This window comes from Hydrogenophaga sp. UC242_50 (assembly GCF_042697355.1).
Taxonomy (GTDB): Bacteria; Pseudomonadota; Gammaproteobacteria; order Burkholderiales; family Burkholderiaceae_C; genus Hydrogenophaga.
Genome location: NZ_CP170553.1, coordinates 3,850,601 through 3,872,726, shown reverse-complemented (window position 1 = coordinate 3,872,726; position 22,126 = coordinate 3,850,601). Strand labels below are relative to the sequence as shown.

Sequence of the window (22,126 nt, the reverse complement as noted above, 5' to 3'; positions counted from 1 at the left end):
CGCGCTGCCCATTCATCACCCAACCGCCGGAGGCTCTCGCTCATGAAGGAAGCTTTGCAGATCGATGACGTGGATGTGGTGGTGGAAGGCGAGGGCCCGCACACGGTGGTGATGCTGCACGGCTGGCCCGACACCCCGGCCCTGTGGGACAGCACCGTGGTGGCCTTGCGCGAGGGCTACCGCTGTGTGCGCTTCTGCCTGCCGGGCTACGACCTGGCCAAACCGCCCAGGGCGGCGTCGGTGGACGCCATGACCGGCCTGATCCGCAAGATCGTCGACGCGGTCAGCCCGCACCAGTCGGTCACGCTGCTGGTGCACGATTGGGGCTGTTTCTTCGGCTACGAGTTCGCCGCGCGCCACCCGGACCGGGTCGCCCGCGTGGTGGGCGTGGACATCGGCGACACCAGCTCGGGCGCCTACCTCAGGGGCTTGAGTGGCAAGGAAAAACGGATGATCGCGGGCTACCAGATCTGGCTCGCGGTGGCCTGGAAGATCGGGCCGTGGTGGCCCTGGCTGGCGAACCGCATGACGCGCTACATGGCGCGCACCATCGGCTGCCGCAACGAACCGTCCCGGATCGGCTGGCAGATGAACTACCCGTATGCCATGGGCTGGTTCGGCGCCCATGGCGGCCTGCGCGGCGTGGGCCGTGTGGACAAGCTGCTGGGCGTGGGCATGCCCGCGCTGTTCATCTATGGGCGGCGCAAGCCCTTCATGTTCCATTCCGAGCGCTGGCTGGACCAGCTCACCCGCGCGCCGGGTTGCGAGGTGCTCGCGCTGGACACCGGCCACTGGGTGATGCGCCAGAAGCCGGCCGAATTCAACGCCTGCGTGCGCGCCTGGCTGGACCGATCCACTTCCCTGGTATGAAACCCGAAGACCTCGAACGCCTCGTCACCGTGGAAATGCCCTTTGGCAAATACAAGGGCCACGTGATCGCGGACCTGCCGGGCAACTACCTGCACTGGTTCGCGCGCGAAGGCTTTCCGCCCGGCGAGATCGGCCGCCTGCTGGCGCTGATGCGGGAGATCGACCACAACGGGCTGAGCGAGCTGCTCACGCCATTGCGGCGGCGCTGAAACTCAGCCCAGACCCAGCGCGTGGTGCACGCGCATGGCGCCCCAGGCGTCGTTGGCGGCGTAGATGAGTTGGGCTTCCGTCAGCCGCGGGTTGGCCCAGTTGGACGTGGCCGCCTTCTTGGATTTGATGAAGCGCTGGTTGAACAGCACCGCGATCGCGCCTTTGACGCCCATGTCCTTGCGGTAGCCGCGTTCGCGGAACACGGTGTTGAGTTCCAGCACGCCGCCGGGCTCCACGCCGAGCTTGGCCACGATGCGCCGGGTGTCGTCGCCCAGGCCGAAGCCGGCCTTGGTGTGGCCGCCGTCGGCCAGCAGCGCGGCCACCTGGGCGCGGCAGTCGGGTTCGTGCAGCTGGAACACCCAGGCGTGCTGCATCGTGGCGAGCTGCACGATGTGCGGCCCGTCGGACACCTGGTCCTTGAAGAAGGTGGGCTTGGACTCGGTGTCGAAGCCCCAGGCGCGGTGGTCGCGCAGGGCGGCGCAGGCCTCTCGGGCCTGGGCGGCGGTGTTCACCAATGTGATGCGGTCGAGCCGCAACTGCTCGAACGGGGCGAGCAGGGCGATCTCGTCCTTGCTGGGGGTGGGGTGGTGTTCTCGGGAGGTCATCGCGGGGCAGGATACCCCGGCGCGCATAATCGCGCCCTCCATGAGAAAAATCTTCCCCCTGACCCAAGAAGGCCGTCACCGCGATCGCGTGCTGGAAGCCGTGAAGCACGAGATCCGCAAATACCTCAAGCGCGAGCGCCGCCGCGAGTTGCCCGAGGGTGCCGATTTCCTGGACTTCGACTGCCGCCTCGGCGCCACCAAGGAAACCGCCGAGGTGGTGCACCTCTCCGCCCTGATCGGCCAGCTGGACGCCGTGGCGCGCGAGGGTGGGGCGCAGGCCTACGTGGAAATCCTGGCCGAAACCCGGCGTGCGCCGCCCGCGCCCCCCGGGCGCCAGCGCCGAAAGCGACCATCCGGCACAATCGTCCGATGCCCCAGACGACCCTGCCTCCGACGCCGAAAGACCCGCTGATTGAAGGGGTGAGCGACGCGCCCCCCGAGGGCGAGTTCCTCACGTTTCCCGGTTCCCCGTTCGAGCTCTTCCTGCCCTACCCGCCAGCGGGTGACCAGCCCGAGGCCATCCGCCAGCTGGTGGAGGGGGTGAACGACGGCGAGGTGTTCCAGACCCTGCTGGGCGTGACCGGCTCGGGCAAGACCTTCACCATGGCCAACGTGATCGCGCGGCTGGGCCGCCCGGCGATCGTGTTCGCGCCCAACAAGACGCTGGCCGCGCAGCTCTACAGCGAGTTCCGGGAGTTCTTCCCGAAGAACGCGGTGGAGTACTTCGTCAGCTACTACGACTACTACCAGCCCGAGGCCTATGTGCCGCAGCGCGACCTGTTCATCGAGAAGGACAGCGCGATCAACGAGCACATCGAGCAGATGCGGCTCAGCTGCACCAAGAGCATCCTGGAGCGGCGCGACGTGGTGATCGTCGCCACGGTCTCGGCCATCTACGGCATCGGCAAGCCCGAGAGCTACCACCAGATGGTGATGACGCTGCGCACCGGCGACAAGATCGGCCAGCGCGACCTGATCGCCCAGCTGGTGCGCATGCAGTACGCGCGCAACGAGCAGGACTTCTCGCGCGGCAAGTTCCGCGTGCGCGGCGACACCATCGACGTGTTTCCCGCCGAGCACTCGGAAATGGCGATCCGCATCGAGCTGTTCGACGACGAGGTGGAGACGCTGCAGCTGTTCGACCCGCTCACCGGCAAGGTGCGCCAGAAGATCCCGCGCTTCACCGTCTACCCCAGCAGCCACTACGTGACGCCGCGCGAGCAGGTGCTGCACGCGGTAGAGGCCATCAAGCTGGAGCTGGCCGACCGGCTCAAGCAGCTGGTGGGCGAGGGCAAGCTGGTGGAGGCCCAGCGGCTGGAGCAGCGCACCCGTTTCGACGTGGAGATGCTCAGCGAGGTGGGCCATTGCAAGGGCATCGAGAACTACTCGCGCCACCTCGCGGGCAGCGCCCCGGGCGAGCCGCCGTCCACCCTGACCGACTACCTGCCCAAGGACGCGGTGATGTTCCTGGACGAGAGCCACGTGCTCATGGGCCAGTTCGGCGGCATGTACAACGGCGACCGCGCTCGCAAGACCACACTGGTGGAATACGGTTTCCGCCTGCCCAGCGCGCTGGACAACCGCCCGCTCAAGCTGGAGGAGTTCGAACAGCGCATGCGGCAGGTGGTGTTCGTCTCCGCCACGCCGGCCGACTACGAGAAAACCCACGCCGGTCAGGTGGTGGAGCAACTGGTGCGCCCCACCGGTCTGGTGGACCCGGAGCTGGAGGTGCGCCCGGCCACCCACCAGGTGGACGACGTGCTGCAGGAGATCCGCATCCGCGTCGAGAAAAACGAACGCGTGCTGATCACCACGCTGACCAAGCGCATGGCCGAGCAGCTCACCGACTACCTGACGGAAAACGGCGTCAAGGTTCGCTATCTGCACAGCGATGTCGATACCGTGGAGCGTGTGGAGATCATCCGCGACCTGCGCCTGGGCGCCTTCGACGTGCTGGTGGGCATCAACCTGCTGCGCGAAGGGCTGGACATTCCCGAGGTGTCGCTGGTTGGCATCCTGGACGCCGACAAGGAAGGTTTCCTGCGCTCGGAGCGCAGCCTGATCCAGACCATCGGCCGCGCCGCGCGCAACCTGGGCGGCAAGGCCATCCTGTACGCCGACCGCATCACCGACTCGATGAAGCGGGCGATGGACGAGACCCAGCGCCGGCGCGACAAGCAGATCGCCCACAACCTGGCCATGGGCATCGAGCCGCGCAGCATCAACAAGCGCATCAAGGACCTGATCGACGGGGTCTACAGCGAGAAGGCGGGCCGGGAGGCCGATCGCCTGGCTGCCGAGAGCGCCCAGCGCGCCAGCGTCGAGGAGATGAGCGAAAAGGACGTGGCGCGCGAGATCAAGCGGCTGGAAAAGCTCATGCTCGAACACGCCCGCAACCTGGAGTTCGAAAAGGCCGCCGGCGTGCGCGACCAACTCGCCCACCTCAAGGCCCAGGTGTTCGGTGCCCCGGGTACCGACAACATTCCCTGAGCACCGAACTGGTGCCCCCGGGGAACGGGGGAAGGGTTTACCAGTAAAATGCTGAGCAAAACACTAGGCTTTTGAGGTATACTCGACGAAAACAGTCGGGAAAGCCTTCGATAACAGATCCGCAACGGATCGGGGTGGGTGGAGAAGGGGTTCAGGGGGGTTCTTACCCGTTGGACCATGCCACGACGGTCAAGCCAACATCTCAAGGAGCTTGAATATGCGCCTCACGACCAAAGGCCGCTTCGCGGTCACCGCCATGATCGATCTGGCCCTGCGCCAGAACAATGGTCCCGTCACGCTCGCGGCTATCAGCCAGCGGCAACAGATTTCGCTGTCCTATCTGGAACAGCTGTTCGGCAAGCTGCGCCGCCACGAACTGGTGGAATCCACCCGTGGCCCCGGCGGCGGCTACACGCTGGGCCGCAAGGCGGCCGACATCACCGTGGCCGACATCATCGTGTCCGTGGACGAGCCCATCGACGCCACCCAGTGCGGCGGCAAGGAAAACTGCCTGGGCGAAGGCCACCGCTGCATGACGCACGAACTGTGGGCGCAGCTCAACGCCAAGATGGTCGATTTCCTCGACTCGGTGTCCCTGCAGTCGCTGGTGGACGAGCAGCTCGCCAAGGGCGTGGTGGTGGAGAACGCACCCCTGATCAAGCGGGCGATTTCCAGCGCGCCGGTGGTCAAGCCGATCCGCGTGAACGCCCCCAACTCGGTCTTTGCCCTCGGAGGCGCCGCGTTCTCGAAATGAACCCGGCCTGACCGGGGCGCTCGACCCCGCCGCCACCTCTTTTCACCGACAAGCCCACGAACCGTCCTTCCATGAGCACTCCGCACTTCCCCATCTACATGGACTACAGCGCCACCAACCCCTGCGATCCGCGGGTGGTGGACGCCATGATTCCCTGGCTGCGTGAACATTTCGGCAACCCGGCGTCGCGCAGCCATGCCTGGGGCTGGGAGGCCGAGAAGGCCGTGGAGACCGCGCGCGAGCAGGTCGCCGCCCTCATCAACGCCGACCCGCGCGAAATCGTCTGGACCAGCGGCGCGACCGAGTCCAACAACCTCGCGCTCAAGGGCGCGGCGCAGTTCTACAAGACCAAGGGCAAGCACCTCATCACGGTGAAGACCGAGCACAAGGCCGTGCTCGACACCATGCGCGAGCTGGAGCGCCAGGGCTTCGAAGTCACTTACCTCGACGTGCAGGCCGATGGCCTGGTCGACCTGGAAGCCTTCAAGGCCGCGATCCGCCCCGACACCATCCTGGCCTCGGTCATGTTCGTGAACAACGAGATCGGCGTGATCCAGGACATCGCGGCCCTGGGCGCGATCTGCCGCGAGAAGGGCGTGGTCTTCCACGTGGACGCCGCGCAGGCCACCGGCCGGGTCGACATCGACCTCCAGACGCTGCCCGTCGACCTGATGAGCCTGACCTCGCACAAGACCTACGGCCCCAAGGGCATCGGTGCTCTCTACGTGCGCCGCAAGCCGCGCATCCGCATCGAGGCGCAGATGCACGGCGGGGGCCACGAGCGCGGCATGCGCTCGGGCACGCTGCCCACCCACCAGATCGTGGGCATGGGTGAGGCCTACCGCATCGCCAAGGCCGAGATGCACGAAGAGAACCAGCGCATCAAGGCCCTGCACGACCGCATGGTCGCGGGTCTCAAGGACGTGGAAGAGGTGTTCATCAACGGCCATGAAACGCGCCGTGTGCCGCACAACCTCAACATGAGCTTCAACTACGTCGAAGGCGAGTCGCTCATCATGGGCATCAAGGGTCTGGCGGTGTCGTCGGGCTCGGCCTGCACCTCGGCCAGCCTGGAGCCCAGCTACGTGCTGCGCGCCCTGGGCCGCAGCGACGAACTGGCGCACAGCAGCCTGCGCATGACCATCGGCCGCTGGACGACCGAAGAAGAAATCGACTACGCGATCGCCACCATCAAGGAAAACGTGGCCAAGCTGCGCGAGTTGTCCCCGCTGTGGGAAATGTTCAAAGACGGTATCGACCTGTCCACCATCCAGTGGTCAGCGCATTGAAGGAGAAGACACCATGGCTTATTCAGAAAAAGTTGTTGACCACTATGAAAACCCCCGCAACGTCGGCTCCTTCGAAAAGGGCGACGACTCGGTGGGCACCGGCATGGTGGGGGCCCCTGCCTGCGGCGACGTGATGAAGCTGCAGATCAAGGTCAACCCGACCACGGGCGTGATCGAGGACGCGCGCTTCAAGACCTACGGCTGCGGCTCGGCGATCGCCTCGTCGTCGCTGGTGACCGAGTGGGTCAAGGGCAAGACGCTCGACCAGGCCGCCGCGCTCAAGAACAGCCAGATCGCCGAAGAACTGGCCCTGCCGCCGGTGAAGATCCACTGCTCGATCCTGGCCGAAGACGCCATCAAGGCGGCGGTGGACGACTACCGCAAGAAACACGTCAACTGAGGAGCACCGCGTTCCCATTGCCATCTCGATTTCTGAAGCCGCCGCCAGGCACGTCAACCGCTACATCGCCAAACGCGGCAAGGGCGTGGGTGTGCGCCTGGGCGTGAAGACGACCGGCTGCTCCGGCATGGCCTACAAGCTGGAGTACGCCGACGAGATCGCGCCGGAAGACGTGGTGTTCGAGGACAACGGCGTGAAGGTGCTGGTTGATCCCAAGGCCCTGGCCTACATCGACGGCACGCAGCTCGATTTCGTGCGCGAAGGCCTCAACGAGGGCTTCCGCTTCAACAACCCGAACGAGCGCGACCGTTGCGGCTGCGGCGAAAGTTTCCGCATCTGATGCTGCGTTCCCCCACCAAGCCGCCCGTGCTGTCCAGTGCTGGCGGCTTTTTCACGCGATGAACCTGAATTTGCAATCGAACGACTTCGAGATCTTCGGCCTGAGCCCGCGCTTCGCGGTGGACCGCGCCTCGCTCGACGCGCGCTGGAAAGACCTGCAGCGCGAAGCCCATCCGGACCGCTTCGCCACCGCCGATGCCCAGACCCAGCGCCAGGCGATGCAGTGGTCGGTGCGCATCAACGAGGCCTACCAGCGCCTGAAGGATCCGCTCAAGCGCGCGGCCTACCTGTGCGAACTGCACGGCGCGCCGATCCAGGCCGAGAACAACACCGCCATGCCCGCCGCCTTCCTGATGCAGCAGATGCAGTGGCGCGAAGACCTGGACGAAGCCCAAGGCCAGGACGATCTGGAGCGCATGGCCGACGACGTGGCCACCGCGCGGCGCGCGATGCTGCAGGAACTGCAGACCACGGCCGACGACCTGCGGGACTGGCCCGCGCTGGCCCAACAGGTCAGAGCCCTTATGTTCGTTGAGCGCTTTGCCAGCGATGTGGAGAACCGGCTCGATCTGCTGGGACAATAGCCGGTTCCCCCTTATGAATGACCGTTGACCCATGGCGCTTCTGCAGATCTCCGAACCCGGCCAGTCGCTCGACCCGCACCAGCGGCGCGTGGCGGTGGGCATCGACCTGGGCACCACCCATTCGCTGGTGGCCGCTGTGCGCCACGGCGTCTCCGAATGCCTGCCGGCGGCCGATGGCCGCGTGATCCTGCCTAGCGTGGTGCGTTACCTCGATCCCGCGCAGGGCGGCTCGGGCCGGCAGATCGGCTTCGAGGCACTGGCCGCGCAGGTGCAGGACCCGGCGAACACCGTGAGTTCGGTCAAGCGCCTCATGGGCCGCCGCCGTGCGCAGGTGGCCGACGTGGACAAGCTGTCCTACACCGTGGTCGAGCAGGACGGCATGGCCGTGGTGGAGACCGTGGCCGGCCGCAAGACGCCGATGGAAGTCAGCGCCGAGATCCTGGCCACGCTGCGCTTTCGCGCCGAGGACAGCTTCGACGACGACCTGTATGGCGCGGTGATCACCGTGCCCGCGTACTTCGACGATGCGCAGCGCCAGGCCACCAAGGACGCGGCCCAGCTCGCGGGCATCAACGTGCTGCGCCTGATCAACGAGCCCACCGCCGCCGCGATCGCCTATGGCCTGGACAACGGCTCCGAAGGCGTCTACGCCATCTACGACCTGGGCGGCGGCACCTTCGACATCTCCATCCTGCGCCTGACCAAGGGCGTGTTCGAGGTGATTGCGCACCGGCGGCGATTCGGCCCTGGGCGGTGACGATTACGACCAGGCGCTGGCCGCCTGGGTGCTGGCCCAGCAGGGCGTGAGTGCCGAGCTCAATGCCTCCGAGCGGGCCGCCGTGCATGCCGAGGCGCGTCGCGTGAAAGAGGCGCTGTCGTCGGCCGCGAGCGAGACCTTCCGCGCCAGCGTGGCGGGCCAGGCCATCGAACAAGCGGTCACGCCGGGCGATTTCGAGGCCTGCACCGCCGCGCTCACCGCGCGCACGATGACCGCGGTGCGCAAGGTGTTGCGCGACGCCGGCACGGCCAAGGACGAGGTGCAAGGTGTGGTGATGGTCGGTGGTTCGACCCGCATGCCGGTGATCCGCCGCACGGTGGGCGAGTTCTTCGGCACCGAGCCGCTGACCAACCTCAACCCGGACGAAGTGGTGGCGCTGGGCGCCGCCATCCAGGCCAACGCGCTTGCCGGCAACAGCCGCGACGGCGACCTGCTGCTGCTGGACGTGATCCCGCTGTCGCTGGGCATCGAGACCATGGGTGGCCTGGTCGAGCGCATCGTGCCGCGCAACAGCGCCATCCCCACCGCGCTGGCGCAGGACTTCACGACCTACCAGGACGGCCAGACCGCATTGGCATTGCACGTGGTGCAGGGCGAACGCGATCTGGTGGCCGACTGCCGCAGCCTCGCGCGCTTCGAGCTGCGCGGCATACCGCCCATGGTGGCCGGCGCCGCGCGCATCCGCGTGACCTTCACCGTGGACGCCGATGGCCTGCTGTCGGTGAGTGCGAAAGAGCAGGGCAGCGGCGTGGAAGCCCGCGTGGACGTGAAGCCCGCCTACGGCCTGAGCGACGAGCAGATCGCCGCCATGCTGCAGGACAGCTTCGCCACCGCGCAACAGGACATCCAGGCGCGCGCGCTGGTCGAGGCCCGCGTGGACGCCGACCGCATGATCGCCGCCACGCGCACCGCGCTGGCCGCCGACGCCGACCTGCTGCAACCCGCCGAGCGCCAACAGATCGACGACCTCATGGCGGCGCTGGCGGCCACCGCGCAGGGCGACGACGCCAACGCGATCGAGAACGCCACGACCGAACTTGCCAAGGCCACCGAGCCCTTCGCCGCGCTGCGCATGAACCGGGGCATCCAGCAGGCCCTGTCTGGCAAGAAACTCGAAGAAGTCTGAAAACACAACGTCCCCATGCCCACGATCAAGATCCTGCCCCATCCCGAATACTGTCCCCAGGGCGCCAGCATCACGGCGCCCGCGGGCACCTCGATCTGCGAAGCCCTGCTGGACAACAAGATCAACATCGAACACGCCTGCGACATGAGCGCGGCCTGCACCACCTGCCACGTGATCGTGCGCGAAGGCTTCAACAGCCTCAACGAGCTGGAAGAGACCGAGGAAGACCTGCTCGACCGCGCCTGGGGCCTGGAGCCCAACTCGCGCCTGTCGTGCCAGGCCATCGTGGCGCAGAAGGACCTCACGGTGGAGATCCCGAAGTACTCGATCAACCACGCGAAGGAAAACCACTGATGCGCCAGATCGTCCTCGACACGGAAACCACGGGCCTGTCGGCCGAGAACGGCGACCGCATCATCGAGATCGGTTGCGTCGAGCTGCTCAATCGCAAGCTCACCGGCAACAACCTGCACTTCTACGTGAACCCCGAGCGCGACAGCCACGAGGACGCGCTCAAGGTGCACGGCATCAGCAACGAGTTCCTGCGCGACAAGCCCAAGTTCGCGGCCATTTCCGACCAGTTGCTGGACTACCTGCGCGACGCGGAAGTGATCATCCACAACGCACCGTTCGACATCAGCTTCCTCAACAAGGAGATGGAGCGCCTGGGCCACCCGCCCATCACCACCATCCTGGGCCAGGTGACCGACAGCCTGGTGATGGCCAAGGAAATGTTCCCTGGCAAGCGCAACGGCCTCGACGCCCTGTGCGACCGCCTGGGCGTGGACAACTCGGGCCGCACGCTGCACGGCGCCTTGCTCGATGCCGAACTGCTGGCCGACGTCTACATCAACATGACGCGCGGCCAGGACGCGCTGCTCATGGACCTGGGCGATGCGCCGGGCGAGGACGGGCAGACCGAGGCGCTGGACCTGAGCCGCTTCGAGCTGCCGGTGCTGCTGGCCAACGAGCAGGAAAGCCAGGCCCACGAAGGGGTGCTGGCCGAACTGGACAAGGCGAGCAAAGGCAAAACCTTGTGGCGTTCGGTGCAAGCCGCCTGAAACGGCCCAAAAACCGGCTATAATTTGAGGCTTCCGAGAGATCGGTCAGATCAATCGGGCGGTTAGCTCAGTGGTAGAGCACTGCCTTCACACGGCAGGGGTCGCAGGTTCGAACCCTGCACCGCCCACCAGACAAGACGCTGGAGAAACAAGGACTTGCGAGAAATCGCCAGTCCTTTTTTCTTGCCTGTCAGCCAGGGTGGAGCAGCTTTTCGATGGCGTGGGCGATGGCCAGCAAGTGCGGGTCTTCACCGTGCCTGCCAATCAGTTGCAAGCCGGCCGGGAAGCCTTCCCGCGTCGGGATGGGCATGCTGATCGCGCATTGATCGAACACGTTGACGGGCCGGGTGTGGCGCCCGACGCGCCGGTTCCATTGCAAGGCCTCCTCCAGCGAGCGCAACGCGTTGCGGGGGCCGGGCAACATCGGGGTCGTGGCACCCATCCAGGCGTCGAATCCCGCCATCTGTGCTTGCGCCTGGCGCCGCCATTGCGCGGTGTGTCGCCGCAAGGCGTCCAGCTCCGCCGGGTCCATGTCGATTTCGGCTGCGGCGCGAGCGGCGGTCACCGGGTCGAGCGAACCGAGGCCGGCGCGCAACCGCTCTTTGCCCAACACCCGCGCGAACTCCGCCGGCATGAGCCGCGAGAACAGTGTCGCGACGTCCTCCGCTGCCGGAGGCTCGATGGGCGACACCACCACACCGGCCTTCTGCAGCCACTCGACGGTGTCGTCGAGCGCTTCCTGGACCGCTGCGTCCAAGGGCTCGCCATCGCGCTCGCGCAGCAGACCCAGGCGCAAGCCGAGCAGAGGGATGGCCAGAGCGCGTGGCGAAGGCTTGATCGCGTTCGCCACCGTGGCGCAATCGGCCACGCTCGTGGCCAGCACGCCCATCGAGTCCAGGGACGGTGCCGCTGGAAAAACACCCTCGGTCGACCAGGTGCCCCGGGTGCTCTTGTACCCGGCCACGCCGCACAGCGCCGCCGGCACCCGGACCGATCCGCCGGTGTCCGTGCCCACGGCGAAGGCGCACAGGCGCGCCGCCACGGCCACCGCCGAACCATGGCTGGACCCGCCGCACAGGCGGCGCGTGGCGGCATCCACCGGGTTCCAGGGGCCCGGGTCGTTCCAGTTGATCGTCGCCAGGGCGAATTCCGTGGAGACCGTCGTGCCCAGGATGACGCAGCCCGCGGCGCGAAGCGCGCGGACGAGAGGGCCCTCCGCCGGCAGCAGGTCGGCGACGGCTAGCGACGAGTTGACGCTGCAGCCCAGTCCCTGGACGGCGATGATCTCCTTGATGGCGATGGGCACGCCCATCAGGGGGCCACGGTCGTCCCCCTCGGACAGCGCCGCATCCAGGGCGCGGGCTTCCGCCAGCGCCTCCTCTGCCCTCACGCGGCGGAATGCCGCGAGTTTCGGCTGGCTTTGGGCGATGCGGGCAAGGTACTGCTGCGTCGCCTGCTCACTCGTGACCGCGCCGCGCCGCAACGCCTCGCCGAACCCCTTGATGCCCTGAGCGAATGCGTCCACTCATTGCACCTTCACGTTGCCGGCCTTGGCAATGCCGCCCCATTTCTTCTGCTCGTCCACCATGAAGTGGCGGAACTCCTCGGGCGTGCGCTGCGTGGGTTCGGTGCCGGCGCCGCGCATCTTTTCCTGCACGTCGGGCGCTTTCAAGGCCTCGTTGATGGCCTGGTTCAGCTGCGCGATGACCTGGGGCGGCGTGCCGCGGGGCGCCATGAACGCGTACCAGCCGAGGTACTCCCGATCGTCCAGCCCCAGCTCCTTCGCGGTCGGCACGTTGGGCAGGGCCTCCACCCGGGTCGCGGAGGTCACCGCCAGCGGCAGCAGCTTGCCCGACTTGACGTGCGGCGCACCGGTGGACACCGCATCGACCATGATGGGCAGCATGCCGCTGATGACCGCCAGCTGCGCCTCGGGCGCGGTCTTGTGGGGGACGACGGTCACATCGAGGCGATGGCGCTGGCGCATGCCTTCGAAAACCAGGTGGTTGAGCGATCCGCTGGCGCCCATCGACAGATCGAGCTTGCCCGGGGCGGCCTTGGCCTGTTGAACGAAGTCGCCCAGCGTGCGGATCGGCCCATTGGGGTTCGCGACCCACAGCATGGCCGTCGTGCCCGCGAGCGCCACCGGCTCCAGATCCTTCATCGGGTCCATCGGCATGCGTTCGTAGATGGACGAGTTGATCGTGAGCGCGCCCGTCGAGGCGAACAGCAGGGTGTGGCCGTCGGCGGGTGCCTTGGCCACGAGGTCCATCGCGATGTTGCCGTTCGCGCCGACCCGGTTCTCGATGACGATGGGCTGGCCCAGGCTGGCCATGAGCTTGGGCGCGAGAAGCCGCGCGATCCACTCATAACCCCCCGGGGCGATCGGCGTGACGATGCGGATGGGCTTGCTGGGGTAGGCCGACTGCGCCGCCGCGCCATGGGCGGCAGCGGCGGTCAAGGCCACCACGAGGATCTTGGAGAGAAGCAGCTGGATCATGATGGGATGTCCTTTCGACGAAAGAGGGTCTGTGCGTCAGGTGCGGGTGATGTGGCCTTGCGCGTCCAGCTCGAAGCCGGCCTGGCGGGCGGTGTCGAGCACGTTTTTGGCCCACTCCACCTTGCCGGGGTCCGTGCCACTGAGGATCGCGAGGATGTAGGCCTCCTGGTCGCCGTCGTTGCGGAAGCCGCGCATGATGTGCGGCGGCACCGACACGGCATCCCATTGGCCCAGGGTCATCTCGTGCTCGCCGGTGTCGCCCCAGATGAGCGTCCAGGTGCCCGAGAGCGGGATGAAGACTTCGACGGTCTGGTGAAGGTGCAGGCCCGAGCCTTTGCCCGGCTGGGCCTTCACCAGGGTGACATGGAAGTTCTCCACGTCGGTGATCGGGATCTCCATGGACGCGTCTTCGCACACGCCCATGCCGATGATGTTGTAGTTCTCCCGCTGGTACTCGGGCAGCACCGCGTCGATCAGCGGCATCGTGCTCGGCACCAGCTGGTTGAAGAAGGCCACGCGTTTGAGCATCTGCTCGCGGGTGACGATGGGGTGGCTCATGATGGCTGGTTTCCTTTTCAGGTTGCTGCGTTGGAGGGGCGTGCGAGCTGTTCTTCGCTGATCGCCACGCTGTAGGGCACGTCGATGGACGCCATGCCGCTGTTCTGGCCGTCGACGCGCATGACGGCCGAGGGCACGGCGAAGGGCATGGGGTACGCGGTGTGTTCGAGCAGGGTGACCTCGTGGTGCCCGGCGATGCGCTCGATCACCGCCGGGCTGAGGCGGTGGTCGCAGAGCACCTGCGCCGGGTCCGAGGCATCGATCCGGGGCGTGTTGAACGCCTGCGCGAGGCTCAGACCGTGGTGGACCATGAAGGACAGCAACTGGATCACGGCGGGGGGAATGTGCCGCCCGCCCGAGGCGCCGAGTGCCAGCCAGGGCTGGCCGTCGCGCGCCACCATCATGGGACAGGCGTTGGTCAGCGGCCATTTGCCCGGGCCGATGGAGTTGGGCTTGCCTGGTTCGGGGTCGAACCAGAACATGCCGTTGTTCATCAGGAGCCCGAGGCGTTCGAGCATGACGCGCGAGCCGAATCGCGCACCCAGGGTGTTGGTCAGCGAGACCATGTTGCCCTGCGCGTCGACGACGTTGAGGTGCGTGGTGCATTTGTCGCGCGGGCCGGTGTCGCCCAGGCTGGCGTAGCGTTCGGCCCAGCAGTCGCGCATCACCGAGGCGATGCGCAGGTAGTCGTCCGGCGTGGGCTGGCCGAGCCCGGGCGCGTGATCGTGAAGATGGCGTTCGAAGAAGCGCAGCGCGGTCGGTCCGCCATTGAGACCTGGGACCACCATCAGGCGCACGCCGGCGTGGTCGAGCGCCATCGGTTCGGCCACGCGCGCGCGGTAGGCCGCGAGTTCCGCCGCCGTCCAGGTCCGGCCGCAGGCGGCCACGTCGGCCAGGAGATCGCGGGCGATCTCGCCCTCGTAGAAGTCGCGGTAGCCGCGCTCGGCCAGGCGCCGCAGCATCGCGGCGTCGCGCGGGTTGCGGATGGCGTCGACGCCATCGGCTTCCTCCACCGTCGGTGCGTAGTGCCCGTCGCGCAGGAACACGTCCCGGGTGCCGGGGAAGCGCGCCAGGCCACGGGCTTCCGTGCCGATGGCCAGGGTCGTGTACCAGTTCACCGGCCAGCCCCGCTCGGCCAGTTCAACCGCCGGCGCCAGGGCGCGGCGCCATTCCCAGGTGCCGAAACGCTCCAGCGCCTGCCCGAGCCCATCGATCGCCCCGGGGATGAGCATCGACGTGGGCCCCGACATGTTGCGGCCGCCCTCGACCCGGGGCCAGCGGAAGGTGCCGAAGCGTTCCTTGCCCGGGAGGAGGGGGTAGTCGCGGGCATCGATGTCGGACGCCGATTTCATCGAGAAGTCGATCGCGTGGCAGCGGTTCTCGCTGGCCTGGTGGACGAGCATGCAGCCACCCCCGCCCAGCCCGCTGGACCAGGGCTCGACCACATGCAGCGCACAGGCGGCCGCGACGGCCGCATCGACCGCGTTGCCGCCTTCCGCGAGCACGGTCGCGCCAATCTCCGCCGCGCGGGCGCTGGCCGCCACCACGATGCCCTTGCGCGAGGTGTTGACCTGCTTGTTCAGCACCCAGTGCTGATTCATTTCACCGATTTCCAGCCGCCGTTTGGACATTCGACACTTCCCGTTGAGTTGCAGACAGCGCCACGGGTCAGCACCCGCGGCACGCGCAGTCTAGAAAACAAAATCCATTTAGTCAACCATCCGGATGGTTGGTTAAAAACCAAGATGTCGAATCTGCATAATCGAAACCATGGAGAGCCCCAACAAGTCCCCAGCGCCGCTCATCTCGGCGAGCCGGTCGCGCGAACCCTCCGATGGCAAGCGGAACGCGGAGCGAACCAAGAGCAATCTGCTGAACGCTGCCTACGTGGAGTTCTCCGAGAACGGTTTCCAGGGCGCCCGGGTGGACGCCATCTGCAAACGCGCCGGCGTCAGCAAGCAGATGCTCGCCCACCATTTCGGGTCGAAGGAGGCCCTGTTTGTCGAGGTGCTGGAGCGGGCCTATCTGTCCTTCCGGATGCACGACGAAGACGTGGAGCTCTCCAGCGGCGGGCCGTTCGAGGCGGTGGAGCATCTGGTTTTGAGCACCTTCGACCATGTGCAGAAACACCAGGAGCTCATCCGGCTGCTGTCCGACGAGAACATGCACAACGGGCGCCACATCCAGCAGTCCACCAAGCTGCGGGCGCTGTACACGCCCCTCATCGAGAAGGTCGCGGCCATGCTTGAGCGGGGCGAGCGCGCGGGCCTGTTCCGCCCGGGCGTGGATCCCTATCAGTTCTACATCTCGATGACCTCGCTCATCTTTCTGTTCTTCTCGAACAACCACACCCTGAGCGCGGTGTTCGACCGGGATTTTTCAACGCCAGAGGCGGTGGCTGAGCGCCGCCGGCATGTCGTTGAATTCGTCCTGGCCGGTCTGCGGCGCTGAGGGCCACGGCGCGCCGGTGCCCCTGGCGAGCGCCCGAACTTGCGGGCTTTTCTGCGTTTATTCCCGGCTTTGGCGGCCCGGGCGAGGCGTAGATTCACCGGAATGTACAAGTCGCTTCCTCTGGATGCCATCGCCCTGCAGCAGCCGGTTCCCGTGAACGTGTGGGACCCGAAGGGCGTGCTGTTGCTGCGCAAGGGGGAAGCGATCACCTCGGAACAGCACCGGGGGCTGCTGATGCTGCACTCGCCCGTGGTGCTGGAGGCCGACTGGCGCGCCTGGTCGTACAGCTACACCACCGAACTCGACCGCATGGTGCGCGACAACGCGCCGCTCAACCGCATCGCGGGTGTGAGCCATGCGGTGGAGGTGCCCCATGTCGAGGCACGCGAGGAGGCCGGGCCGGTGGAGCTCTGGGCCGACCTGCACGCGTCGCTCAACAGCCTGTTGCACCAGGGCACGGCCGCCACCCAGTTCTACGACAAGCTCGAGCGGCTGGCCGCGCGTGCGCAGCGCCTGTGGCACTCGACGCCGGACGACTGCCTGTTGGTGTTGGTGCAATTGCTCTTCGATGCCCGCATGGGCTACAGCGCGACGCACGCGCTGCTTTCCGCGGGCCTGTGCGCGCTGGTGTCGCCCTCCACGGGGGTGTCGCCCGCCGAGCAGGCCACGCTGTTCCGCGCCGCGCTGACCATGAACATGGGCATGACGCGCACGCACGACGCGATGGCCCGCCAGACCGGTCCCCTGACCGACGCCCAGCGCCAGACGGTGCGCGAGCACCCCTTGCGCAGCGCGGCGATGTTGCGCGAACTGGGTGTGGCGGACGCGCTGTGGCTGCGCCTGGTGGAAGAGCAGCACGAGCGGCCCGATGGCAGCGGTTACCCGGCGGGCAAACCCGTGGCCGACCTCGCGCAGCGCCTGCTGCAGATGGCCGACGTGTACGTGGCCTGCATCAGTCCGCGCATGGGCCGGGGCGGCCTGCTCTCGCAGCAGGTGGCGCGCGAGCTGTACCTCGGGCCCGATCAGCAACCCGACGCGCTGGGCGCGCTGTTCGTCAAACACATCGGGTTCTATCCGCCGGGCAGCTATGTGCGCCTGGCCAGCGGCGAGGTGGCCGTGGTGACGCGGCGCGGCGCCAAGGCGAATGCGCCGCAGGTGTTCGCCATCGTCGGGCGCCAGGGCATGCCGCTGGGCGAGCCGACCTGGCGCGACACGCAGGACCCGGCCCACGAGATCAAGGCCAGCCTGCCGCCGGGCGACGTGCGGGTGGTGGTGAACGTGCCGCGCCTGCTGAGCAGACGCTAGGGATCAGTTCCTCAACGCGTCGCAGCGCGACCCGCAACGAAAGAAGTGCACCCTCCAGAGGCATCAAGGGTCCGGCTGCGCCGGCCCGAGATGCCGTTCCCCCTCGAAGCGCCGAAGGCGCGCCACGGAGGGGGGAAGCCGCGCAGCGGCGCAGGGGGGTGTTTCATATCACTGCGGCAGGTACATCGTGGCCTCCACCTCGACGAGCACCTCGTCGCCGGGCAGGAAGCGCGAGACCTCGACCACCGTGCTCACCGGCGGCTCCCCCGGAAAGAACAGGCCGCGCACCCGGTTGTAGGGCGCGTAGTGGGGCAGGTGGCGGAAGTACTGCACCAGCTTGACCACGTCGGACATCTTCCCGCCGTGTTCCTCGGCGAGCTGGCGGATGCGGTCCAGCACGAACCAGCTCTGCGACACGATGGGCGCCTCGAACACGTCCACCGACATCTGGCCGGTGACGAAGCCCTGCTTGCGCAGGGCGGCCAGCGCCTTGGTGGGGATGTCCTCGTAGCTGCTCACGGTGCGTCGCTTGGCCGGGTCCACGGCCACGACGCCGCTCATGAACACGAAGTCGCCGACGCGTTTGGCGGCGGCGTAGTGGGCCATGGGTTTGCCTGTGCTCATGTGGTGTCTCCGGTGCAAGGGTGGGTGGCTCAGTCGGGCAGGCCCCAGGCGCGCATCTTCCCGGGGTTGAGAAGGCCGGCCGGATCGAAGCGCTTTTTCATGTCGATCACGTTCTGCGGCAGGTCGCCTCCGACCTTGCCTTCCTCGATGATGAAGGTGTGCGGGTTGTTCACGCGGATGCCGTTGTCGCGGAAGATCTGGATGATCTCGTTGAGGCGTTCTTCCGTCGTGAAGCGCACCAGCGGCAGCGAAGTGCAGGTGGTGAAGCCGTCCATGCTGCGCAGGAACTCGACGTGCATCAGCACCTCGTCGCCGAACAGCTCGCGGATGCGGCGCACCTGGTCCAGGTGCTTGCCCGGCGTGAACGTGGTCTGCAGGTAGGTCAGGCCCTTGTCCACCTTGAGGGCGTTGAGCGTGGTGTGGTTCCAGCAGTACTCGGCCAGCGTGTGGTGCTGGGCCCGCACCTCGTCGGCCGTGCGGCGGTAGGTGACCTGGCCGCCGTTGGCGGTGATCACCTGCAGGGCCGCGGCTTCCGAGAACTCGGCCACCAGCAGCAGCGCGGCGTGGCAGCCCTTGGGCAGGTATTCGGCCAGCGGCACCATGTAGGCGGGGATGGGGTCGGCCAGCAGGGCGATGTTCTTCTTCACGATGCCGGGCGCGTGCGCCAGCGCGTTGCCGAAGTCCAGCGCGCGGTCGGCGTCGTCGAAGGTGACGATCATCTCCATCCAGTCGTGGGCCGGGGCCAGCGCCATCTCCACTTCCAGCACCAGGCCGTTGGTGCCCCAGAGGTGGTGCATCAGCAGGGCTTCGGGGCCGCGCAGTTCCACCACCTGCGGCTCGGCCTCGATGCTCATCGCGCGGATGCCGAGGATGTTGCCGGCCGCGCCGATCGGGCCGTAGTTGATCGAGCCCACGCCGCCGAAGCCGCCGCTGAACAGGCCGCCGAGCGAGGCGCTGCGGAAGGTCGAGGGGATGCAGCGCAGCTCCCAGCCGGTGGGGCGCGCGGCGTTGTCGAACTCGGCCAGGCGGATGCCGGCCTGCGCGCGGCCCACGCCGGGGCGCGACCACAGGAAGGCGTTGTAGCCGCTCATGTCGAGGATCACGCCGCCGTGCAGCGGGGTGGACTGGCCGTAGTTGCCGGTGCCACTGCCGCGCACGGTGAGCGGGATGCGGTGGCGCGCGCAGGCCGAGGCCACCTGTCGGATCTCGTCCTCGGTGCGGGGCTTGACGACGATGTCGGCGCGCTTGCCGAGCAGCTGGCGCTTGAGCACCGGGCTGAACCAGGAGAAGTCCTGCGAGAGGCGGCCGATCTTGAGGGGATCGGTGATCCAGTCGAGGCCGGGCAGTTCCTGCTGGATTTGTTCGATGGAGGTGCTGGAAACGGTCATGGCGTGTGGTCTTCTTTCAATGCGGTTCAGTCCTGCGCGATTTCGCTGGCGTGCCAGGAGCCCAGCGACACCTTGGTCAGCCAGGCCATGAGCACGAACAGGAAGACGCCGGCGAGCGAGATCAGCAGCAGCGCGGCGAACATGCGCGGGATGTCGAGCTGGTAGCCGGCCATCAGGATCTGGTAGGCCAGGCCGGTGTTGGTGCCGCCGGTGCCGGCGACGAACTCGGCCACCACGGCACCGATCAGCGCCAGGCCCGAGGAGATGCGCAGGCCGCCGAAGAAGTAGGGCAGCGCGCTGGGGATGCGCAGGCGCCAGAGCATCTGACCGCGCGTGGCGCGGTTCATCTTGAAGTAGCTCTGCAGGTCGGGGTCGACGCTGCGCAGGCCCAGCGTGGTGTTGGAGATGATGGGAAACAGGGCCACCAGGGCCGCGCACACCACCAGCGAGGCGGTGGGCTGCTTGACCCAGATGATGATCAGCGGGGCGATGGCCACGATGGGCGTGACCTGCAGCAGCACGGCGTACGGGAACAGCGCGGTCTCGATCAACCGGCTCTGCACGAACAGGAAGGAGATCAGCACGCCGACGACCACGGCCACCACGAAGGACAGCACGGTGATCTTCATGGTGATCACCAGCGAGTTGAAGAGCGTGGACCAGTCCTTGACCAGCGTCTCCATCATCAGGCCGGGCGAGGGCACCAGGTAGGGCGGCAGTTCGAGGCCGACCACCAGGCCGTGCCAGAGCGCGACCAGCACGATGGCGACCAGGGCCGGGTACAGCACGCGCTGCACGCGAGGCTGTTTCAGGAAGGGGGTGTTGACGGTGGGGTTCATGCGTGTGCGCTTTCGGTCGTGTCGCGGCTGGCGCGCAGCAGGCTGTCCTGCAGTTGCTTGGCGTAGTGGCTGAATTCGGTGGAGACCATGAAGTCCGGCGTGCGCGGGTACGGCTGGTCGATCTGGAATTCCTCGACGATGCGGCCCGGGCGCGCGGCCATCATGACGACGCGACTGGAGAGGAACACCGCCTCGTGGATGGAATGGGTGACGAAGACGACGCTGAGGTTCTTCTTCTGCCAGAGTTCGAGCAGGTCGGCGTCGAGCTTGTGGCGGGTGATTTCATCGAGCGCGCCGAAGGGCTCGTCCATGAGCAGCAGCGTGGGCTCGACCACCAGTCCGCGCGCGATCGACACGCGCATCTGCATGCCGCCGGAGAGGGCGCGCGGCAAGGCCTTGGCGAACCTGGACAGGCCCACCAGGGCCAGTGCATCGGCCACGCGGGCGTCGGCCTCGGCGCGCGGCACGCCGGCCAGGTCCAGCGGCAGGCGCACATTGGTCTGCACGCTGGCCCAGGGCATCAGCGTGGGCGACTGGAACACGAAGGCCAGGCGGTGGCCCGACTTCTCCAGCTGGCTGACCCCCTGGCCCCAGAGCTTGAGGCTGCCGCTGCTGGGTTCGAGCAGGCCGGCCACCATTTTCAGCAGCGTGCTCTTGCCGCAGCCCGAGGGGCCGAGCAGCGTGACGAATTCGCCTTCGCGCACCGTCAGGTCCACCGGCTGCAAGGCCACGGTGCCGTTGGGGTAGGTTTTCTGGACGCCCTGGATGTCAATGGCCAGGGTGGCGGACGGTTGGTCAGTCTTCATGGGGTACTTGTGGGTGAAGGCGGGGCGGGCCGATGCGGGCGCGGAGCCCGCATCGGTGCGCGTGGTGCGCGCCCGCCGCGGCGGGCGCACAGCGGTCGTCAGGGCAGGACCTTGGCGTCGCGGGAGATGTCGAAGCGGTAGGCCTGGTCGATGTTGACCTTGGCCGGGTCGATCATCTCGTTCTCGACCAGGAAGGCGTGCGTCTTGAGCAGGCGCTCGCGCGTGATGATGCCGATGCCCTGCTTGGCGGCGTCGCCGCTGGTGATGATGCCCATCTCCTTGAGCTTGCCGATGCCGTAGTTGAGCTGGTCGTCGGTCATGTTGGGGTTGTCCTTCTTGATCAGCGCGTTGGCGGGTGCCGGGTCGGCCAGGTAGCTCTTGTAGCCTTCGGCGGTGGCTTTCACGAAGGCGGCCACGGTCTTCTCGCGTTCCTTCACGGTCTTGTCCATGCAGGAGATCAGGTTGGCGTAGGGCGGGTAGCCCTGGTCGGCCAGCAGGAAGGTGTTGGCCTTCACGCCGGCCTTCTGGATCGCGAACGGCTCGGACGAGAGGAAGCCCATCTGCACGACGTTCTTGTCGGCCACGAAGGGCTGGATGTTGTAGGTGTAGGGCCGCGCCTGCGCGTCGGTGTAGCCGTACTTGCCCTTGAGCCAGGACCACATGCCACGCATCGCCGTGGGCGCGATCAGGATGGTCTTGCCCTTCATGTCCTCGAAGGACTTCACGTCCTCGTGGGCGATCAGCACCTGTGGGTCCTTCTGGAAGATGGCGGCCACGTTGACGATGGGCAGGCCGTTGCCGCGCGCCACCATCATCTGCGTGTCGGTCGCGCCCATGATGCAGTCGGCCTGGCCGGCGGCCATGATCTGGATGATGTTGATCTGCGGGCCGCCCATCTTGATGGTCACGTCCAGCCCGTGCTTCTTGTAGATGCCGTTCGCGATGGCCTGGTAGTAGCCGCCGTGCTCGGCCTGCGCGTACCAGTTGGTCATGAAGGTGAACTTTTCCTGCGCCTGGGCGGCGCTCAGGCTCAGGACGCCCAGGGCGGTGGCGCCGAGGGCTCGGCACAGTCGGGTCAGGGATGCGGAGGAGGACATGGCAGGCCTTTCTGTCGAAGGGTGGGGGTGGGACGGAGGAGCGCGGGAGGGA

23 protein-coding genes, 1 tRNA gene and 1 pseudogene are annotated in these 22,126 nt (G+C 67.2%); 15 read left to right on the top strand and 10 right to left on the bottom strand.

What is annotated here, in order from left to right; genetic code table 11:
* Positions 1–42: 42 nt before the first annotated feature.
* Both ACFJGX_RS19630 and ACFJGX_RS19625 read left to right on the top strand, forming a co-directional pair.
* On the top strand, positions 43–870 hold the full coding sequence (locus tag ACFJGX_RS19630) for an alpha/beta fold hydrolase (protein ID WP_382326831.1): 828 nt from the start codon (positions 43–45) through the stop codon (positions 868–870).
* The gene (locus tag ACFJGX_RS19625) at positions 867–1,079 is read left to right on the top strand and encodes a DUF3820 family protein (protein ID WP_291118552.1); all 213 of its coding nucleotides are present in this window, start codon (positions 867–869) and stop codon (positions 1,077–1,079) included. The genes ACFJGX_RS19630 and ACFJGX_RS19625 overlap by 4 nt, the downstream gene beginning before the upstream one ends.
* 3 nt (positions 1,080–1,082) lie before the next feature.
* Here ACFJGX_RS19625 and ACFJGX_RS19620 read toward each other — a convergent pair whose 3' ends face one another.
* Complete coding sequence (locus tag ACFJGX_RS19620) at positions 1,083–1,685, bottom strand: 3'-5' exonuclease (protein WP_382324328.1); 603 nt, start codon at positions 1,683–1,685, stop codon at positions 1,083–1,085.
* A gap of 40 nt (positions 1,686–1,725) precedes the next feature.
* Here ACFJGX_RS19620 and ACFJGX_RS19615 point away from each other — a divergent pair, with 40 nt between their 5' ends.
* The 11 genes and pseudogenes from ACFJGX_RS19615 (at position 1,726) to ACFJGX_RS19565 (ending at position 10,637) form a co-directional block, all read left to right on the top strand.
* Positions 1,726–2,097, top strand: coding sequence for a DUF6172 family protein (locus ACFJGX_RS19615; protein WP_382324330.1), 372 nt, complete (start codon positions 1,726–1,728; stop codon positions 2,095–2,097).
* A complete protein-coding gene (uvrB, locus tag ACFJGX_RS19610; protein ID WP_382326829.1) occupies positions 2,055–4,175 on the top strand; it encodes an excinuclease ABC subunit UvrB in 2,121 nt (706 codons plus the stop codon). Before ACFJGX_RS19615 ends, uvrB begins: the two co-directional genes overlap by 43 nt.
* A 217-nt stretch (positions 4,176–4,392) precedes the next feature.
* A complete protein-coding gene (gene iscR / locus ACFJGX_RS19605) occupies positions 4,393–4,929 on the top strand; it encodes a Fe-S cluster assembly transcriptional regulator IscR (RefSeq protein WP_066272853.1) in 537 nt (178 codons plus the stop codon).
* A gap of 71 nt (positions 4,930–5,000) precedes the next feature.
* Complete coding sequence (locus ACFJGX_RS19600; RefSeq protein WP_382158559.1) at positions 5,001–6,218, top strand: IscS subfamily cysteine desulfurase; 1,218 nt, start codon at positions 5,001–5,003, stop codon at positions 6,216–6,218.
* Between the two features lie 13 nt (positions 6,219–6,231).
* Positions 6,232–6,618: a Fe-S cluster assembly scaffold IscU gene (iscU, locus tag ACFJGX_RS19595; RefSeq protein WP_382324333.1), complete on the top strand. Its 387-nt coding sequence runs from the start codon at positions 6,232–6,234 to the stop codon at positions 6,616–6,618.
* A 16-nt stretch (positions 6,619–6,634) separates the two neighbouring features.
* Entirely contained in the window at positions 6,635–6,958 is a 324-nt protein-coding gene (gene iscA, locus ACFJGX_RS19590; RefSeq protein ID WP_066272849.1) for an iron-sulfur cluster assembly protein IscA, read from the top strand.
* Positions 6,959–7,022: 64 nt separating this feature from the next.
* On the top strand, positions 7,023–7,541 hold the full coding sequence (hscB, locus tag ACFJGX_RS19585; protein WP_382325578.1) for a Fe-S protein assembly co-chaperone HscB: 519 nt from the start codon (positions 7,023–7,025) through the stop codon (positions 7,539–7,541).
* A gap of 31 nt (positions 7,542–7,572) precedes the next feature.
* Positions 7,573–9,445 (top strand): annotated as a pseudogene (hscA, locus tag ACFJGX_RS19580) (Fe-S protein assembly chaperone HscA).
* Positions 9,446–9,460: 15 nt separating this feature from the next.
* Entirely contained in the window at positions 9,461–9,799 is a 339-nt protein-coding gene (gene fdx / locus ACFJGX_RS19575; protein WP_382158553.1) for an ISC system 2Fe-2S type ferredoxin, read from the top strand.
* Entirely contained in the window at positions 9,799–10,506 is a 708-nt protein-coding gene (gene dnaQ / locus ACFJGX_RS19570) for a DNA polymerase III subunit epsilon (RefSeq protein WP_382158552.1), read from the top strand. Before fdx ends, dnaQ begins: the two co-directional genes overlap by 1 nt.
* 56 nt (positions 10,507–10,562) lie before the next feature.
* Positions 10,563–10,637 (top strand) — tRNA-Val (locus ACFJGX_RS19565).
* Between the two features lie 59 nt (positions 10,638–10,696).
* Here the strand turns inward: ACFJGX_RS19565 and ACFJGX_RS19560 are convergent.
* From ACFJGX_RS19560 to ACFJGX_RS19545, 4 genes are read right to left on the bottom strand one after another with little or no spacing between them, the layout of a single operon-like run.
* A complete protein-coding gene (locus ACFJGX_RS19560) occupies positions 10,697–12,031 on the bottom strand; it encodes an amidase (protein ID WP_382326827.1) in 1,335 nt (444 codons plus the stop codon).
* Positions 12,032–13,006: a Bug family tripartite tricarboxylate transporter substrate binding protein gene (locus ACFJGX_RS19555; RefSeq protein ID WP_382324336.1), complete on the bottom strand. Its 975-nt coding sequence runs from the start codon at positions 13,004–13,006 to the stop codon at positions 12,032–12,034. It abuts the gene before it with no gap.
* 36 nt (positions 13,007–13,042) lie between these two features.
* The gene (locus ACFJGX_RS19550) at positions 13,043–13,564 is read right to left on the bottom strand and encodes a cupin domain-containing protein (RefSeq protein ID WP_382326825.1); all 522 of its coding nucleotides are present in this window, start codon (positions 13,562–13,564) and stop codon (positions 13,043–13,045) included.
* Between the two features lie 17 nt (positions 13,565–13,581).
* Entirely contained in the window at positions 13,582–15,165 is a 1,584-nt protein-coding gene (locus ACFJGX_RS19545; protein WP_382326823.1) for a gamma-glutamyltransferase, read from the bottom strand.
* Between the two features lie 169 nt (positions 15,166–15,334).
* Between ACFJGX_RS19545 and ACFJGX_RS19540 the strand changes: the two genes are divergently transcribed.
* Positions 15,335–16,015, top strand: coding sequence for a TetR/AcrR family transcriptional regulator (locus ACFJGX_RS19540; RefSeq protein ID WP_382324339.1), 681 nt, complete (start codon positions 15,335–15,337; stop codon positions 16,013–16,015).
* 102 nt (positions 16,016–16,117) lie between these two features.
* Positions 16,118–17,320 carry an HD-GYP domain-containing protein gene (locus ACFJGX_RS19535; protein ID WP_382324341.1) on the top strand — a complete coding sequence of 401 codons (1,203 nt, stop codon included), beginning with the start codon at positions 16,118–16,120 and terminating at the stop codon, positions 17,318–17,320.
* 168 nt (positions 17,321–17,488) lie between these two features.
* Here ACFJGX_RS19535 and ACFJGX_RS19530 read toward each other — a convergent pair whose 3' ends face one another.
* The 5 genes from ACFJGX_RS19530 to ACFJGX_RS19510 all read right to left on the bottom strand — a co-directional run bounded on the left by ACFJGX_RS19530 (position 17,489) and on the right by ACFJGX_RS19510 (position 22,074).
* Complete coding sequence (locus ACFJGX_RS19530) at positions 17,489–17,944, bottom strand: RidA family protein (protein ID WP_382324343.1); 456 nt, start codon at positions 17,942–17,944, stop codon at positions 17,489–17,491.
* Positions 17,945–17,973: 29 nt separating this feature from the next.
* Positions 17,974–19,332 carry an FAD-binding oxidoreductase gene (locus ACFJGX_RS19525; RefSeq protein WP_382324345.1) on the bottom strand — a complete coding sequence of 453 codons (1,359 nt, stop codon included), beginning with the start codon at positions 19,330–19,332 and terminating at the stop codon, positions 17,974–17,976.
* A gap of 26 nt (positions 19,333–19,358) precedes the next feature.
* Complete coding sequence (locus ACFJGX_RS19520; protein ID WP_382158544.1) at positions 19,359–20,171, bottom strand: ABC transporter permease; 813 nt, start codon at positions 20,169–20,171, stop codon at positions 19,359–19,361.
* Positions 20,168–20,977 carry an ABC transporter ATP-binding protein gene (locus ACFJGX_RS19515; RefSeq protein WP_382158542.1) on the bottom strand — a complete coding sequence of 270 codons (810 nt, stop codon included), beginning with the start codon at positions 20,975–20,977 and terminating at the stop codon, positions 20,168–20,170. The genes ACFJGX_RS19520 and ACFJGX_RS19515 overlap by 4 nt, the downstream gene beginning before the upstream one ends.
* Before the next feature lie 98 nt (positions 20,978–21,075).
* Complete coding sequence (locus ACFJGX_RS19510) at positions 21,076–22,074, bottom strand: ABC transporter substrate-binding protein (RefSeq protein WP_382158540.1); 999 nt, start codon at positions 22,072–22,074, stop codon at positions 21,076–21,078.
* Between the last annotated feature and the right edge of the window lie 52 nt (positions 22,075–22,126).